General features: G+C 36.4%; 13 protein-coding genes and 3 pseudogenes. 6 read left to right on the forward strand and 10 right to left on the reverse strand.

Going from position 1 to position 16,835, the window contains the following annotated elements:
* Positions 1–82: 82 nt before the first annotated feature.
* Together pyrR and JEM49_RS00250 are read right to left on the reverse strand one after the other, a co-directional pair.
* Positions 83–625 (reverse strand): bifunctional pyr operon transcriptional regulator/uracil phosphoribosyltransferase PyrR, encoded by a 543-nt coding sequence (pyrR, locus tag JEM49_RS00245; protein WP_025006322.1) that lies wholly within the window; start codon positions 623–625, stop codon positions 83–85.
* A 174-nt stretch (positions 626–799) separates the two neighbouring features.
* Positions 800–1,723 carry a dihydroorotate dehydrogenase gene (locus JEM49_RS00250; RefSeq protein ID WP_191335765.1) on the reverse strand — a complete coding sequence of 308 codons (924 nt, stop codon included), beginning with the start codon at positions 1,721–1,723 and terminating at the stop codon, positions 800–802.
* 252 nt (positions 1,724–1,975) lie between these two features.
* On the opposite strand from JEM49_RS00250, the gene pyrF reads away from it, so the two are divergent.
* The 4 genes and pseudogenes from pyrF to JEM49_RS10385 form a co-directional block, all read left to right on the forward strand.
* Positions 1,976–2,683: an orotidine-5'-phosphate decarboxylase gene (gene pyrF, locus JEM49_RS00255; protein WP_201872976.1), complete on the forward strand. Its 708-nt coding sequence runs from the start codon at positions 1,976–1,978 to the stop codon at positions 2,681–2,683.
* A gap of 1 nt (position 2,684) precedes the next feature.
* Positions 2,685–3,323, forward strand: a complete 639-nt coding sequence (pyrE, locus tag JEM49_RS00260; protein ID WP_201872978.1) for an orotate phosphoribosyltransferase — start codon at positions 2,685–2,687, stop codon at positions 3,321–3,323.
* Between the two features lie 421 nt (positions 3,324–3,744).
* Positions 3,745–4,608 (forward strand): annotated as a pseudogene (locus tag JEM49_RS00265) (IS30 family transposase).
* A pseudogene (locus tag JEM49_RS10385) lies at positions 4,581–4,682 on the forward strand (DNA methyltransferase); the annotation flags it as partial. The pseudogenes JEM49_RS00265 and JEM49_RS10385, both read left to right, overlap by 28 nt.
* Positions 4,683–4,723: 41 nt before the next feature.
* Here JEM49_RS10385 and JEM49_RS00270 read toward each other — a convergent pair.
* From JEM49_RS00270 to JEM49_RS00285, 4 genes are read right to left on the reverse strand one after another with little or no spacing between them, the layout of a single operon-like run.
* Entirely contained in the window at positions 4,724–5,584 is an 861-nt protein-coding gene (locus JEM49_RS00270) for a transporter substrate-binding domain-containing protein (protein ID WP_098036608.1), read from the reverse strand.
* A gap of 12 nt (positions 5,585–5,596) precedes the next feature.
* Positions 5,597–6,337, reverse strand: coding sequence for an amino acid ABC transporter ATP-binding protein (locus tag JEM49_RS00275; protein ID WP_013642224.1), 741 nt, complete (start codon positions 6,335–6,337; stop codon positions 5,597–5,599).
* 9 nt (positions 6,338–6,346) lie between these two features.
* The gene (locus JEM49_RS00280) at positions 6,347–7,021 is read right to left on the reverse strand and encodes an amino acid ABC transporter permease (protein ID WP_013438314.1); all 675 of its coding nucleotides are present in this window, start codon (positions 7,019–7,021) and stop codon (positions 6,347–6,349) included.
* The gene (locus tag JEM49_RS00285) at positions 7,002–7,661 is read right to left on the reverse strand and encodes an amino acid ABC transporter permease (protein WP_098044127.1); all 660 of its coding nucleotides are present in this window, start codon (positions 7,659–7,661) and stop codon (positions 7,002–7,004) included. Before JEM49_RS00285 ends, JEM49_RS00280 begins: the two co-directional genes overlap by 20 nt.
* A gap of 181 nt (positions 7,662–7,842) precedes the next feature.
* Here JEM49_RS00285 and JEM49_RS00290 point away from each other — a divergent pair, with 181 nt between their 5' ends.
* Positions 7,843–8,040: a hypothetical protein gene (locus tag JEM49_RS00290; protein ID WP_201872980.1), complete on the forward strand. Its 198-nt coding sequence runs from the start codon at positions 7,843–7,845 to the stop codon at positions 8,038–8,040.
* 160 nt (positions 8,041–8,200) lie between these two features.
* Positions 8,201–9,215: pseudogene (locus JEM49_RS00295) on the forward strand (IS30 family transposase).
* Between the two features lie 285 nt (positions 9,216–9,500).
* On the opposite strand, the gene JEM49_RS00300 reads toward JEM49_RS00295, so the two are convergent.
* The 4 genes from JEM49_RS00300 to hsdR are packed head-to-tail and all read right to left on the reverse strand — an operon-like array spanning position 9,501 to position 16,664.
* Positions 9,501–10,604 carry a hypothetical protein gene (locus tag JEM49_RS00300; RefSeq protein ID WP_201872982.1) on the reverse strand — a complete coding sequence of 368 codons (1,104 nt, stop codon included), beginning with the start codon at positions 10,602–10,604 and terminating at the stop codon, positions 9,501–9,503.
* Positions 10,601–11,989, reverse strand: coding sequence for a restriction endonuclease subunit S (locus JEM49_RS00305; protein WP_201873000.1), 1,389 nt, complete (start codon positions 11,987–11,989; stop codon positions 10,601–10,603). Before JEM49_RS00305 ends, JEM49_RS00300 begins: the two co-directional genes overlap by 4 nt.
* Entirely contained in the window at positions 11,979–13,427 is a 1,449-nt protein-coding gene (locus JEM49_RS00310) for a class I SAM-dependent DNA methyltransferase (RefSeq protein WP_201873036.1), read from the reverse strand. The genes JEM49_RS00305 and JEM49_RS00310 overlap by 11 nt, the downstream gene beginning before the upstream one ends.
* A gap of 21 nt (positions 13,428–13,448) precedes the next feature.
* A complete protein-coding gene (gene hsdR, locus JEM49_RS00315; protein ID WP_201873011.1) occupies positions 13,449–16,664 on the reverse strand; it encodes a type I restriction-modification system endonuclease in 3,216 nt (1,071 codons plus the stop codon).
* Positions 16,665–16,835 lie beyond the last annotated feature (171 nt).

The raw sequence follows: 16,835 nt of genomic DNA on the forward strand, positions 1-16,835 counted from the left end.
TTTTGTATACGAAAAACTAAGCAACCCTTCTGGCCCTCTCTGGAGTCAATTAAATGGTTGAATTATTTACTTTTTCTATTTTTTATTTTGGCAAAGCCTTCAATTCAACTGAATCTTTGCCGTCCTTTTCAACTACATTAACAGCGACTTGTTCGTCGGCAGAAGTTGGAATGTTTTTACCAACAAAGTCGGCACGGATTGGCAATTCACGGTGACCACGGTCAACCAAAACTGCCACTCTGATCGAACTTGGTCGACCAACGTGCATCAAAGCATCCATCGCAGCTCTAATTGTTCTACCAGTGTAAATAACATCGTCGATCAAGACAACGTGCTTGTCATCGATGTTAACACCAACTTGATCAGAGTTAACAACTGGATCTTGCTTTAAGGATGCATCATGACGATCATCACGGTAAAGGGTGATGTCAAGTTGACCAACTGGAACATCAACACCTTCAAGTTTTTGAATTCTGTCATGGATGCGATTAGCCAAGTAAACGCCACGCGTCTTAATTCCAACTAATACTAGATCATCGGTACCCTTATTTTGTTCGATGATTTCGTAAGTAATACGCGTAAGCGCACGCTTCATTGCAAGTGCATCCCAAATTTCTTTTGCCAATTTAATAGCCTCCTAATTTTTGCCCATTAAAAAAGCTCCCATTCTTCTCTGAGACTAGGAGCTTTCTGTAAAGTCGAAACTTAATTTAAGCCTGCCTTGCTAGCCTCACGGGACTAATTTTAAAGGACATTCATTGCTTTAAAGTTACTGTAAATGACAGCGTTTGTCAAGGGATTAATTAAGTTTAACTTGTCCAACTAAATCATTGATATCATCGACGCCTAATTCTTCAAGTTCTGCAGGTAAACTATCAGCGATATGCTTGGATGCGATGCTGTCGTGGAAGTGTGCAGTACCTACTGCTACGGCACTTGCACCGGCAAGCATGAATTTAACGACGTCTTCAGCTGAGCTAATTCCACCCATACCAATGATTGGTAAATCGACTGCTTGGTGAACCTGCGCAATCATGCGAAGAGCAACCGGTCTCACAGCTTCACCTGACAAACCGCCCATATTGTGACCAAGGACTGGCTTTCTAGTTTTCACATCGATTTCCATGCCAAGCAAAGTGTTGATCATGGAAATACCATCTGCACCGCCCTTTTCGGCAGCTTTTGCGATAGTAACGACATCAGTTACGTTTGGCGTTAATTTGACGTAGATTGGAACGTTAACCACGTTTTTGATTTTTTTGGTTAATTCTTCAACTACGTCGGGATGCACACCAAAACTCATGCCGCCGCGATCAACGTTAGGGCAAGAAACGTTGATCTCTAGTGCGTTGACTAATCCTGAATCAGATAACTTCTTTGCAACTTCAACATAGTCATCTTCACTGTCGCCACCCACACTAGCCATAATTGGCAAGTCTGGATATTGCTTTCTAAGCGGTGTTAATTTTTCACTAATTACTGCGTCAACACCAGGATTAGTTAAACCAACTGAGTTAAGTACCCCATCGTCTAAAACAGCGATCTGAGGTTGCGGATTACCTGTTGTTGCGTGTGGCGTGGTTGTCTTAATTACCATTGCACCTAAGTCATTCAAATCGAACTTCTTAGCTGCTGGCACATCGCCAAAACCAAAGGTACCACTTGCTGGCATCACCGGGTTCTTCAAATTTAATCCTGGTAACTTTACGCGTGTATTTGTCATAATTTTCCTCCAAAAATGAATGCTCACGGACATTCGCTTATTTTTTAGAACAGATTGTACACGCCTTTTTTGATTTTTAAAAGTCTAAAATTTTATTTGTATTTTATTTTCGATGGTGTTAAACTTCGTTTTGATCAAACTTTAAACGGTACAGAGAGACCGCAAGTTCAAAATATTGACTTAAATTATCTGGGGAAAGTCTATACCTGGTGTCTCTCTGCGCCACGTATAGACTTTTTTTGTGGAGGAAAAATGACTAGACCTGTTATCGTTGCCCTCGATTTGGACAATGAAGAAAAATTACACGAAATTTTGTCAAAACTAGGCAAACCGGAAAATGTTTTTATCAAAGTTGGCATGGAATTGTTCTATAATGCCGGCATTGATGTAGTTAAAAAATTAGCTGATCAAGGCTACAAGATCTTCTTAGACCTTAAGATGCATGACATTCCAAACACTGTTTATAACGGTGCAAAGGCTTTGGCAAAACTCGGCATCACCTTTACTACGGTTCACGCACTTGGTGGCAGCCAAATGATCAAGGCCGCTAAAGATGGTTTAATTGCAGGAACACCTGCTAGTCACAGCGTACCAGAACTTTTAGCCGTAACTGAATTGACTTCAATTTCAGACGAAGTTTTAGCCCACGAACAAAACTGTTCTTTACCAATGGATAAACAAGTACTCAGCCTTGCAAAGATGGCTAAAAATTCTGGTGCTGATGGTGTTATCTGCTCACCACTTGAAGTAAAAGAATTGCACGAAGCAATCGGTGATGACTTCCTGTACGTAACTCCTGGTATTCGTCCAAAGGGCAACGCCAAGGATGACCAATCAAGGGTCGCAACACCAGCCGATGCCAAGGCATGGGGTTCAAGCGCAATCGTCGTTGGCCGCCCTATCACTTTAGCCAGTGATCCAGAAGCCGCATATGAAGCAATCAAGAAGGAGTTTAACTAAAATGCATAAAGATCAAACTATTTCTCAACTTATCCAAGAAAAAATCATCACTATCTCACCTGACAAGCCATTTACTTATGCTAGTGGGATGCTTTCACCAATCTACACTGACTTGCGTTTGACTGTATCTTACCCAGAATTACGCGACATGATTGCCAGTGACTTAGCTAACTTAATTGCAAAAGAATTTCCTGAAGCAACCATCATCGGTGGTGTCGCTACTGCCGGTATCCCTCACGCAGCTTGGGTTGCTGACAAGTTACACCTTCCAATGATTTATGTTCGTCCAAAGCCAAAGGATCACGGTAAGGGTCGTCAAATTGAAGGTCGTTTCTCAAAGGATGATAAGATTGTTTTAATCGACGACTTGATCACTACTGGTGGTTCAGTTTTGAACGCTGTTAAGGCAACTGAAAAAGACGGTGGCAACGTAATCGGCGTATCTTCAATCTTCACCTACTACTTGCCAGACGCAAAAGAAAACTTTGCCAAGAGCGGCGTTAAATATGCTCCACTTCTTTCTTACCCAGAACTTCTTAAGAAGGAAAATGAATCAGGCCATATCTCAAGCAAACAATACAATGTCTTGAAGACCTGGCACGAAGATCCATGGGCATGGGGCAAGAAATTTGAAAAGTAATAAATAATTACCCGTTGCTAACCAGACATCAATGAAATAACCGCTAAACAGCCAGAGAGTTATCCAGCGAGTAATCTCATGATTAAGCTTGCTAGGATTTTTACGCTTAAATTGAATGTAAAAATTTAAACCAATGACTAAGCATAAGAATACTAACTGAAAAATATTACCTGCAGTGTGTCCTCGCTTAGGAATCATTTCTAAAATTGTTACGATTAGTGCAAAAATCATTTGCACGTTAAAGATCTGTTGCCAGCGTTTGCGCGGCAAAATCACCTCATTCATATTTTCCCCTCCAATTCATGATTTTTAATTACGCCGATTGTAAAATTAAATTGAACACTTTGTAAAAAATAAAAGCCCATCTGGGCCTGTTTGATAGAATGTTAATAACCACAAAAACTTCTATTGGAGGTCACAAATGGACTCTTTATATTCTACCATGAATCACAGCGCATTAAAGGCAAACACTTATCATTCGAAGAGCGGGTTATTATCCAAACTCGTATCAAAGACGGCTTATTACACGTGAACTTGGTTGTTCCCCGTCTACCATCAGCTATGAAGTCGAACGCGGTACTGTTTCTCTTTATCATGGCAAACAGAGGCGGTACAAGGCTGATCACGGTCAAAGCGTTTATCAGGCTAATCGATACCATTGTGGCCGCAAATCAGGCTTCTTGAAGAAATCTGATTTTATCGAATATGTTAACAAGCATTTCTCTGAAGACGACTGGTCGCTTGATGTATGTGCCAATCGCAGTTTGGCTATAGGAGAATTTTCTAGTAATCAAACGGTTTGTACTAGAACCCTGTATAACTATGTCGATCAAGGATTAATGGATATCAGAAACTGTGATTTGCCCGAAAAGTTAAAACGCAACACTAAAATTCATCGCATCCGCAAAAATAAGAGAAAGCTTGGCCGAAGCATTGAAGAACGTCCACAAGAGATCAACGATTGAAAAGAGTTCGGCCATTGGGAATGCGATCTGGTTTTAGGACATAAGACTAGAGATGATCAAGTACTGCTGACTTTGTCTGAGCGAATGAGTCGCGAGTTTTTAATCTTGCGGATTCCCGATAAGACCGCTGCCAGTGTCATGCATGCTTTTAGAACGCTTCAAAAACAATACAGCGAGCACTGGAACGACATCTTCAATACATCATTAATATTGAAACCTGGTGCAATTCACTACCGAGAAAGATCTTAGCATATCATACCCCAGATGAAATCTTTGAAAAGAAGTTGGATAAGTCGAGGAAGTTAAAAATGTTGACGTAGAATTCGTTTGGTACCCGCTCTGGTCACCTAATAAGATGAGCGACGCGGCTAAAAAATATTTCGGCATAAAATAAGGAGAACCAATTCAAACTTTGAATTGATTCTCCTTTTTAGTCTACTTTAGCAAAATGTCGCTAGGCACAATTCCTTTACCAAAGTATGGTTTAAGTTCAATTTGGTAATCTTTCTTGAAGAAACCTTCAGCAGTCAAACGATTGATTTGTTTATTAGTCCACTTCAACAAAGATTTGTTACCCTTCTTAACAGCAGGTGCAATAAATTGGTGAGGACCAATTGATCTAATTCCTACTACATATTGCGGATTCTTTTTAATCCAGGCATATAAGTAGGAGTTATCATCAGCTAATGCAGCTCCTCGCTTATTTTTCATTGCATTAAATTGCTGGGTTTCTGAATCAAAACGTAAAAGCTTTATTCCAGGACGCTTAGCAAAGTAGTTTTCACCCGTTGATCCTTTCAAAAGAATCAATTGTTTCCCTCGCAATTGCTTTTCACTGGTAATCGGGTGACTCTTAGGTGAAACGACACCAGTTGATACTTTCATGTAAGGATGGGCAAAATCTACTACTTCTGCTCTTTCTGGAGTCTTGGTAAAGTTGGCTAAGACCATATCTACTTTATTAGAATTCAATGCGTCAACCCGGTTATTTCCGTTAAGTTGGGTAAATCGTGGTTTCACACCTAATTCTTTAGCTAATTCTCGTGCAAGTCGCAAATCAAAACCAACCCGTTTACCTTGAGAGTTAACCCAACCATATGGTGGTAAGTCGCCATAAACACCAATTCGAATATAACCTCGACGCTTAATTTGGGTCACACTATTATTGTTACTCCAACCGCTACCACCAGCAGAACGAGCTAGATATGGTTTAGTTAAACCCATATAAGCTGAAGCTAACACTACGACAGCGGCAATTACACTAATAATAGTGTTGAATATCTTTCGTCCACTCATAGTTTCATCCCCCTAGAAGTCCATATCAGTGAGGAATTGCTGAGCTCTTTCAGATTGTGGTTCAGTAAAGAACTGTTCACAAGGAGTTTTTTCAATAATCCTGCCTTTTTCCAAAAAGAGGACTTGATCAGCGACACGTTTAGCAAAGTTCATTTGGTGAGTAACTAAAATCATTGTCATATGATCATTTTCTGAAAGTTTTTTAACAATATCTTCAATACCACGAACCATTTCAGGGTCAAGAGATGCAGTAATTTCATCAAGTAGAATAACTTCAGGCTTCATAGCTAAAGTACGGACAATTGCCACTCTTTGTTGTTGACCACCAGATAATTCTCGAGGATACGTGTCAGCATATTGATCCATATTTACCCGTTTTAACAAATGATGTGCTTCTTGTTCTACTTCTGCTCGATCCCGTTTTTGGACCTTTGTAGGTGCCAAAAGAATATTTTGCATTACTGTTAGGTTTGGAAAAAGATCATATGATTGAAAAACCATGCCAATCTTTTGTCGAATAGCTTGCCATTCTTTTGGAGAGGACTGGACCTTTTTACCATGAAAGACAATCTCACCATTTTTATAATTTTCCAAACCATTCAGTGTTCTTAAGAGTGTTGATTTACCTGAACCTGAGGGACCCAGAATCGCCAAAACTTCACCCTTTTTCAAATTAAAGCTAATATCGTGAAGTGCTTGCCAGTCACCATAAAACTTGTTTAGATGTTCCACTTTTAAAATTTCTTCAGTCATTTTTCTCACCTATTTTTGCTTTGCCATTAAACTCTTTGCCCATACTGATAAAGGATAATCCAGGATAAAGTAAAAGAAGAAAATCAAACCATAAACCCAGAAAACACCTGTTGGGAATTTTTGATTATTTGCTTCAATAATTTGTTGTCCCACATTGATAACATCCATTACACTGATCAACATTAAAATAGAAGTTGTTTTAATTACTCTTGTTGCTAAGTTGATCGTAGCTGGTAACTCTAATTTGAATGCTTGAGGCAACAAAACATACAAGAAAAGCTGCATCTTACTCAAACCCAATGCCAAGCCACTTTCCTTTTGAGCTAATGGCACGGATTGCAAAGCCCCACGAACAATATCGCTGAACTCTGCTGCTACCCAAAGCGAAAAAGCTAAGACTGCCATCCAAGTACCCGGCCAATTAATATGCAAGCTACGAGGCAAAATATAATAAACCAAATAAAGTAGAACTACACTAGGTAAAATCCTAAAGATCTCCATGTAGACTCTTAAAATGCAACGAATTATTTTATTCGGCATTGTCCGAAGAACACCGAATATAGTTCCGATAAGCAATCCAATGATAATTGACAAAGCAGCAATCCAAATAGAGGTCCATAAACCAACTAATAGCCGATCAAAGTTGCTGCCGCTAAATAAGACATTAATCCCCGAATGCGCCATAACGAACTTTCCTTTCTAGCCAGTTTAAAAGCAAAATTACTGGAATCATAATAATCACATAGCCGATAACCAACATTAAAAGATATTCGTTAGACCGGTAATACATTCCTATTAGGTCCAATGCGGTATTAGTCAATTCTGGAATCGCAATCACTGTAAAGATAGATGTTTCCTTAATAAGAAAAATCACATTAGCTGCCAAAGCTGGCATACTTAAGGCAAATCCTTGCGGGAACACAACGTATCTTGCTAATTGAAAGCGATTCATTCCTAAAGCTTCGCCAGAATTGATTTGACTATCCGTTACCCCTTGGAAGCCACCGGTGAACCCTTCAGCCATGTAGCCTCCCCCAAGGAAAATCAAACCAATAATTCCGGCAGTAATTGATGACATTCGCCAACCAATTACTGGAAATGCATAATACAAAAAGAAAAGTTGAATTAAAAGCGGTGTATTGCGTGCCAATTCGACATAAGCTGTTGCAATCTGACTTAAGATCGGGGTCTTAAAATATTGCAGCAAACTTGCAATGACTCCAACAATGATTGAGCCAATAATCCCAACCAATGAGAGCCAAACGGTAAGAACGAAGCCATGCCCATATGCTGGCAATGCCTGCTGTATAATAGTCCAGTCCATTTATATACCTCTCATTCATGAAACATCATACTTTAGTGTGAATAATAATAGACTTATTAATATAAGTCAAATTTAATTTTAATTTTTGCTTATTATTCAAAAAATCATATAATATTTAACAGATTTAAAAAGACTGGGGAAAAGTTGATGTATTTTTTACCAAATCGGTATCTCAATAGGGATGGTTTTAGTTGCGCTTGCTATCCATATTTTGCGCCAATCTATTAATGAAAGTTCACAATTCACCATGGTTAATTACATCTTTGCCTTATCTATTGCCATTGGTGGCATCTTCATCATTGTAGCTAGCTTAGCGGCTATTCAGCCCCAGAACTGGTACACTAGCAGTTCACTTTGTAAAATATTGATTGCAAATTAAAAATGATTCAGTACCTTGAGTGGTATTGAATCATTTTCTTTTTATTCTATTCGACTCGCCGATTGTAAAATCAAGTTGAACACTTTATAAAAATAAAAGCCCATCTGGACCTGTTTGATAGAATGTTAATATCCACAAAAACATCTATTGGAGGTCACAAATGGACTCTTTACATTTTACCATGAATCAGCACGTTAAAGGCAAGCACTTGTCATTTGAAGAACGGGTTATTATCCAAACTCGCTTAAAAGACGGCTGCTCTATTCTCGCGAACTGGGCTGCTCTCCTTCTACGATCAGCTATGAAGTCAGACGGGGGGCACTGTTTCTCTCTATCACGGCAAGCAGAAGCGCTACGAGGCTGATCAGGGCCAAAGTGTTTATCAAATAAATCGGCGCCACTGTGGTCGTAAATCAGATTTCTTGAAGAAGGCTGGCTTTATCAATTATGTCATTAAGCATTTCTTTGAAAACGTCTGGTCGCTTGACGTTTGTGTCAACCGTAGTTTAGCTACCGGGGAATTCTCGCATTATCAAACAGTCTGCACCTGAACTTTGTACAACTATGTAGATCAAGGCCTAATTGCAATTAAGAACTATGATTTGCCTGAAAAAAATAAACGTAATACCAAGCTTCATCATGTTCGCCAAAATAAGAAGAAGCTGGGACGAAGCAACGAAGAGCGGCCTAAAGAGATTGAGCAGTGCAGCGAATTGGGTCATTGGAAATGTGATCTTGTCTTGGGTCATAAGATCAAGGACGATCAGGTTCTGTTAACTCTTTCCTAGCGCATGAGCCGCGAATTCCTGATTATTCGTATACCTGATAAGACATCTGCCAGCGTCATGCAAACCTTTCAAATGCTTCAAAAACAGTATAGCGAGCATTGGAACGATATCTTTAAGACAATTACTACTGATAATGGTTCAGAGTTTGCGGATCTAGCTGATCTGGAACAAGTCTCTAAAACGCTTATTTATTATGCTCATCCTTATACTTCTTGTGATAAAGGAACTGTTGAAAGACATAATGGCCTGATCCGCAGATTCATTCCTAAAGGAGACTGCATCAATAACTATTCTCTCCAACAAATCATTGATATTGAAACCTGGTGCAACTCTTTGCCCAGAAAGATCTTGGCATATCACACGCCAGATGAAATCTTCAAAAGATAATTAGATAAAATCTATCAAACAGCCTAAATGTTCAATTTATTATTGCAATTACGATTTTACTTTTATCATAACTAAATTTTCTATTACTCATAATTTTTGCCTATATTCGTCTGATTATAATGTTTTTAATACTTTAAACATAATATCCTGACTACTCTTTCTGATTCAAATCATTTTTATTTGCTTCATCCCAAATAGCGTCTTCCTTTTTATAAAATTTATTTGTAAGTAATTCATTTACCAACATACTTACTAGTGAAAAAATATCCCAATATTGCTCTGAACTTACATCATTAAATCCATCATGGACAATCTTGGATCTAAGAGTATAGTATTTTGAAATCTTTTTTTAAAAAGTTTTTTATCATGCGTACCTAATATATATGAAACAAAGTTAACCAATTGATTTACAATAGATACATTTTTTACCTTTCTTTCTGCCATACATTCAAAAGCGATCATAACGTCCATAATTCTGTCATTATAGTTATCTTCTATCAAAGATTTGCCTAACCAATTAATGGCTTGTTCTACCTTAACATAAAAATTATTTTTATCGCATCGCTTAAACAGATTTCTTACTCTATCAATCAATTCTTTGTTAACATTAACAAAACCAATATTTTGGTGATCTATTCCCGCACATGAAATGTGCCATTCATTGTTTTCAGATTTTACGATATAACTATAACTATTTGAATAATCTAATTGATTTAAATTAGTAATCAGGTGAATTGGTTCCATATCACCTTGTACGTAATATGCAAAGTAATTTATAAAGTTAATAATCTTTTGTCCTTTGACTATAGCTTTATTTAAATTCTCATGATCTCTTTTTCCATAGACATCCACTTCAATAAAAAGCCCATTTTCTTTTGAAAAATCAGAAAATTCTGAGGAAATATCATCAACTCCATAATTTTCCTTCATATCTCTTAACAAATCGACCATCTTACCTATTCTTATATCATTATGTACTTTGTAGATATCTTCAAGATCACTTTTGCTTCTAGCTATTGCAAAAATATATGTCTTCTTATTGTTCTTTTCTTTCTCAATTCTTTTAAACAGATTTTGAAGATTAGCTTTTTTCCAAGGATGATTCATCAAATCGGTAACTTCAGCAAAAGCGATACGCCTCATTTGGTCTAAACTAAATAACCTATATGTGGATTTTGAACAAATTTCTTTACAAAATTGAGAAAACAATTTATCCGTTGCAGGTGTAAGAACATAAAGATATCTATTATCAATATTTTCGATCCATTTAGTATAAGCAAATTGTATTTTAGTATTCTCTGTATTTAATGCGTAAACTGTATTTTGTTTTATTAAGCTAACTAATTTAGTCCAAGTTTCATCTAACTTACTTGGTTTTCTTTTCATCATTCTTGTACCTTATTAAATATAAGATTCAAATTTTGAATTATATTAACAATTTGGAGCTGCTCATTAATTGGAGGAAGAGGAATTAGAAGGTTTTGAAGGTCGCTTTTTCTAATAGAAGGAGAATTATCACCTCTCATTTTATTAGTCATATTCTGTATCACATACTTTGACAACATCAAGTAAAAAAGATAATGCCTATTTAATAAATTATATGGTTTTAGCACATAAAAACCTGTGCTTCCTACTTGAACGTCTTTTGTATTTGGCACCATAGCAATATTTTTTAAATATGGTCTTACTACAGAGAATAAAATATCATTTTTACTTAAAACTTGTCGCGCTCTTGAAGCAATTTTATCTTTATTGATTATAATTTTAGTTGGATTAGTAACCTTATTGATTTTATTGTTCACACTAGCAATATCTATATACATAAAATCGACATTAGGTTTTCTATATATTTCAGGTTTAAGAACATCTCCTAATCTAACCCATTCCCAACTATCAGGAATATCGAATGGCTTTTCATCATCCGTGATTGGTGGCAACGGCTTAGTCTTCTTAATTTTCTTTTCCTTAATCAGCTCAGCTTTCTCAGCCTTGATCTTCTTGAGCAACTCACTGGCTGGTTCATCATTTGGATCCTGCTTGACCAACTTTCCACGCATCGCCAAATCCAGTACCTTGGACTTCAGCAAAGTCTGAAGTTTTGCGTATTGTTGTGTAGATGTTTCGACTTTGCGAAGCAAAGCGAATAGCTGCGCTATTTTAGCAGCGATTCGACTTTGCTCTGATAATGGTGGAAGAGGAAAACTTAAATGCTCCATATTAGTTTTAGTAATATGCTTCATGGTTGATCCATGTAGATCAGTTTCTCCAATTACATTTCTTTTATCTAATAAAAAATAATATAGATAATTTTTATCTATAGCCTGGTCTAATATAAGTTTCCAAATATGATAATGATAAATAACATGTTCGCCATCCCATATTCTGGGTCCAAATGAAGCAGACCATGCATAAATCAAATCTCCGTTATCTATATACTTATCAGGATCTAAGTGTAAATTTGAATAGTACCAAGATGAATTAGTAAATAAGTTTCCAACTCGTAACACAGGAGTTAAGTTTTTATCTTCTAATAACTCTGCCTTTTTATAAGCTCGTCCATTAATAAATTTTACTCCTGACCCTAATACTATCCATTCCCATGATTTGGGAACAGCGTGTGGTTTTTCATCACTAGATTTTAAATTGTTATTTTCTAGCAATACACTAGCTGGTTCATCATTTGGATCTTGTGGCACCAGTTTCCCTCGCATTGCTAAATCCAAAATTTTATCTCTCAAAGCTTGAGCATCAAAATCTAAAGTATTAGTCTTCATCGTCAATTCCTTCTAATGCCTTATTAAGTTCTGCAATGGCATCCCTAATCGCCTTGGACTTCTCATTCATTTCGTTCAAAATCTCTCCCAATGAACGATTATCATGGTTCTCTTCTTCGTTCATCCAAGAAATATCAAGACTAGTATTAGGACGTTTCTTTATCTCATCAATACTAAATTTACGCCAACGACCATTGGGATTCTTTTCCTTATCCCAAGTTTCTTTACGCTTAGAACGATCATCTACGCAGAATACTTTTTCAAAATCTGCAAAGTCCTTCTTATTCAAAGGATTACGTTTACCAAATGAACGCATTTGATGTCGCATGTCATAAATCCAAACATCTTTAGTATTATCTTTATCACTTTCACCACGGGTAAAAAATAAAACATTAGTTTGAACACCTTGAGCATAGAAAATCCCAGTTGGTAATCTAAGAATAGTATGCAAATTACACTTATTCATCAAATCCTTACGGATTTCTTCACCAACTTTGTCCGCAAACAAAACATTATCTGGAACCACAACAGCAGCTCTAGCCTTGCCATCTTTTTTCAGTGAGTTATAGATAATTTGTAAAAAGTTCAGCTGTTTATTACTTGTTTCAAAAGTAAGGTCATCACGAGTTGCTCTTTCGCCACCCTTTTTAGTACCAAAAGGTGGGTTAGTTAAAACAACATCAAAATTCTTCATCCACTTACCATTCGCAGATAATGAATCACCTTGATCTAGTCTCCCATTCATACCATGCAAATACTCATTCATCACGGCTAAGCGATGAGTATTAGGAACTAATTCCATCCCTGAAAAAGCTTCATTTACTTGAAAATCATATTGTTCTTCATTCAAAGATGAATAATCGTCATATTTATCTTTTAAATATTGATCTGCAGCAACCATAAATCCAAAAGTACCTGCTGCTGGGTCATTGCAGCGATCACCAATCTTAGGCTGAGTCATTCTAACCATCATATTGATCAACACACGTGGAGTGAAGTATTGACCTGCTCCAGACTTAACTTCATTGGCGTTTTTCTCCATTAAGCCTTCATAAAGGTCACCCAAGCCTTCTTTACGAGCAGAAAACCAATCAAGTGCATCAATATCCTTGATAATCTTCTCTAAATTAGCTGGTTCATCAATTGAGGAAGATGCATTTTGATAGATTGCGTTAATTCTTTTACTCTTAACAATTTCAGGATTACCTAAATCAAGCAACAGTTGACGGTAAAAGTTACTCAATTCTAAGCCTTCTTTAGACACAAGATTATCCCAACGATATTTTTCAGGAATATCTTGTTCTTCTCCTTGTTCTTTACTCATTTTCAAGAACAAAATATAAGTTAATTCAGTAATATAATCCTGATAACTAACACCATCATCACGTAAAACATTACATTCATTCCAAAGTTTTTGAACAATTTCTTGATTAGTCATACTCACTTAACTAAACACTCCTTAAACATATAAATTCTCATTTAACACATAAATAATTTGATCGGCATATTCGGGGAAAATCTTCTTAATCTGCTTATATCCACCTTGCCGTTTGAAGTAGAAATTATCATTAAAAGCTTCTTCCGCGTTTGGACCTAATACTGTTGAGGACATCAATTGATTTTCAATTCTCTTCAACCATTTTCTTTGTGAGATTGACCAATCAGCCATACCATAAACCTTTTGCATCGCATTATGGATTCTCACATCATGATCCACTAACTCAGATCCAGCTGCTACTTGACGAATAAAACTAATAATATCTGCAGTAGTCTGTACATGTTTAGCATTCTTCCAAGCAGTTTGTAGATCTTTTTCCTTGAAACCATTTTGTTCAAGTTTTAACTTAATTTCTTTCAATTCATCAAAAGTTAGATCCTTCGGTCTAGTTGCTACAACTTGCAAAGCTGGAATAGTATTTACATTCTGCTTAATGAAGTTATTAAAACTATCTATATAATCTTCTGGCTTTTGATTACCGCTTCCATAACCACGAGAAACATCTACTACCTCATCTGGGGCATCTGAAATAAACTGTTTAGGTCGAGCTGGATTAATATGATCAAGTTGAACAAATTTAGGCCATTCTTTCAGAAAATCAGTTTTAGTTAACTTACTTAATTTCCTAGCCCAATTATCAACGGACTTTATTTCCGCTAAACGTTCGAATTCTTTTCTTCTCTGATCATCCCAACGCTTAATTTTTCTTTCAACTGCGCCTGCCATATCAACTCGATACTGGTTTGTATCTTCATTAGTTTCAAAATAGTTTTTATGACTCAGGAAATAATGCACATTATGTCCCGGATTTTTAACTACCGGTTTCATATTAGTAACCTTATTCATAGCATCATAAATACCAACAGCATCAAAGATAGTAAACTTTTCTTTATGAATTTCAGGACAAAGTCTAGTTGCACGGCCTAGCATTTGTTCATACAGAATTCTTGATTGAACTCGTCTTAAGAAAACGATATTCGTAATTCTAGGCACGTCAATACCAGTAGTCAATAGATCAACAGTTACTACGATATTTGGATTTTCCTCATTCTTAAAGTTTTTAATCTCTTGATTTGGATGACGAATAGAACCAGTAATTTTTTCAATAGCATCATCATCAACTGGTCTACCTTGCTCCTTGAAAGCTTGCTTAATCAAATCAACTACCATATCTGCATGTGCATCTGTGGCAGCAAAAATCAAAGTTTTACCTAAATAAGGGTCAGTAGGATCAAGATATTTCTTAACTAATTCATCACATACTACCTTATTAAAATTCCTAGTAATAACTCGATGATTGAAATCTTTGACATCAAAATTCATGTTATCAGGTAGTTTTTCCTTGTTGATCGTCTTTTCATCTTGGTCAAAGATATCAACTTCTGTTCCCTTCTTGAAATGAATACCTTCTTTAGCAAGTTTAGTTTTTATAATAACTGGGGCATCATGATCAACTAAATAACCATCAAGAACAGCCTGCTGGTAACTGTATGTATAAACCGGATCACCAAAGATTTCAGTAGTTTGTAAAGCTGGCGTAGCAGTCATACCAATCGCAGTAGCATCAAAGTAATCAACTACTCTTCGATATTGACTAACATATTCTTCCTGATTGTAGAATTGATACTCATTGTCGCTTAATTCTTTATCTTCTGCATAACCACGGTGAGCTTCATCGACAATAATAAAATCATATTGTCCTACTGATGGCTTTTCCGAATTATCATCGCTAAAGAATAAGCGCTTAATCATTCCTTGAACTGTTGCAATTTGAATCTTAGTTGTAGCATCTGGGACCTTGTCACTTAATTCTTTCAATCCATAGATTGAAGAAATCGACATTGTTCCAATTTTATTATCCTTAATTGCATTAGCAGTCTGTCTTCCTAAAGAATTACGATCTACTAAATACAAGATTCGACGTGCACGCTTATGCTTTAACAAACGATACATCAATGAAATAGCAGTTCTAGTCTTACCAGTTCCTGTTGCCATTGCCAAGAGAATTCGTTTTTTACCATTTTTAATTGCATCTTCCATCGCATTAATGGCATCAATCTGATAAGGTCTATCCGCAAATTTAGGATAATCATGATCGTCAACTAAATCATTATCTGCTTCTATCTTATTTTTAGCAGTTAGTTTTAATGCCAAGTCATCCGGCTTATGAAATTCTTCAAGCGCATAAGCATTTTCTTTAGGATTTCTTGCATCCCAGAACCAAATGCCTGATTTTTCCTGATACTGCTTTAAATAAGGACGACCATTTGCCGTATAAATAAACGGTACTTTATAATCTCCCATTTGATTTGAAAGCAAATAATAATTGGATTGATAAGGCACTTCTTTAGCATACTCTTTGGGCTGAGCCATTTGCCCAGCAATATCCTCATCCCATTTTTTAGCTTCCACAATACCATAGAAGTCTAATCCCTTGAATAGAGCATAATCTGCTCTTTGATCATTGGGCAGAACCCATTCAGCGATCGCCATATTATGACCCCTTTGTGGCTGTGTTTGATTTTTCCAATTATTAAGACGTTCAGTATCAACTTCCCAGCCAGCACTTCGTAATTGTTGGTCAATCAATTGACGCGTTTCTGCCTCAGTTAGCTTATGCTTTTTGGCAAATTGAATATTGATTTCATGTCGTCTTACTCGCTCCTCAGGAGTAACTGTAACTTTTTGTGGGCGATTTGCTTGAAGTTCTTTAATTTTAGCTTCAAGTGCTTTGATTTTATCCTCTTGATTTTGCAAAACAGCTCTTTGATCTATTGGTTTCTTATAATCAGCAACCTGATCTAAAGAATAAACCTCTAAGAACCATTTCCAGACTAAATAAGCCTTTTGATCAATCGCTAACGCGTCACTTTTCGTTGCAATAAACTGATCATCATGTGTTGCTTTGTTTCGTTTAAATCTAATCTCATTCAATGCAGTTAATACTACTGCTGGATATTCGTTTCTAGATAAAGCTAATTTTTCAATTCTTTGCTTTTGATTTAGTTCCCAGTCAACTATGTCATCTAAGTGCATAATCTCTTTAGTTAACTGTTCACCAAAGGTACCAAATACAGTTAAGCTACTTCTAGGATCTGAATAAATTAAGGATTCAGCACTAGAAGCCAATTTAGCATATTCTTGATAATTCTTTTCTGAAGTTTGAAAATTAGACATGCTTTTCACCTATTATCTATTTAAGTCAATATATCTTTATTTTACTCTGACTCATTGATTCAAGACAAGCGTGAGAAAAACCATGATAAACAAAACATACTAATCTAGTGTTGGATGATTACTCGACGGAGTAGTCGTTCAACACTTTTTCTTTTACTATGTAAAGTGGAG

Origin of the sequence: Lactobacillus sp. A27 (assembly GCF_016742815.1) — a bacterium.
GTDB lineage: Bacteria > Bacillota > Bacilli > Lactobacillales > Lactobacillaceae > Lactobacillus > Lactobacillus gallinarum.

Bases quoted from the DNA above. Each gene is read 5' to 3' on its own strand.
- JEM49_RS00250 (WP_191335765.1), bottom strand. From the start codon at position 1,723: ATGACAAATACACGCGTAAAGTTACCAGGATTAAATTTGAAGAACCCG.
- pyrF (WP_201872976.1), top strand. From the start codon at position 1,976: ATGACTAGACCTGTTATCGTTGCCCTCGATTTGGACAATGAAGAAAAA.
- pyrE (WP_201872978.1), top strand. From the start codon at position 2,685: ATGCATAAAGATCAAACTATTTCTCAACTTATCCAAGAAAAAATCATC.
- JEM49_RS00270 (WP_098036608.1), bottom strand. From the start codon at position 5,584: ATGAGTGGACGAAAGATATTCAACACTATTATTAGTGTAATTGCCGCT.
- JEM49_RS00275 (WP_013642224.1), bottom strand. From the start codon at position 6,337: ATGACTGAAGAAATTTTAAAAGTGGAACATCTAAACAAGTTTTATGGT.
- JEM49_RS00280 (WP_013438314.1), bottom strand. From the start codon at position 7,021: ATGGCGCATTCGGGGATTAATGTCTTATTTAGCGGCAGCAACTTTGAT.
- JEM49_RS00285 (WP_098044127.1), bottom strand. From the start codon at position 7,661: ATGGACTGGACTATTATACAGCAGGCATTGCCAGCATATGGGCATGGC.
- JEM49_RS00290 (WP_201872980.1), top strand. From the start codon at position 7,843: ATGGTTTTAGTTGCGCTTGCTATCCATATTTTGCGCCAATCTATTAAT.
- JEM49_RS00300 (WP_201872982.1), bottom strand. From the start codon at position 10,604: ATGATGAAAAGAAAACCAAGTAAGTTAGATGAAACTTGGACTAAATTA.
- JEM49_RS00305 (WP_201873000.1), bottom strand. From the start codon at position 11,989: ATGAAGACTAATACTTTAGATTTTGATGCTCAAGCTTTGAGAGATAAA.
- JEM49_RS00310 (WP_201873036.1), bottom strand. From the start codon at position 13,427: ATGACTAATCAAGAAATTGTTCAAAAACTTTGGAATGAATGTAATGTT.
- hsdR (WP_201873011.1), bottom strand. From the start codon at position 16,664: ATGTCTAATTTTCAAACTTCAGAAAAGAATTATCAAGAATATGCTAAA.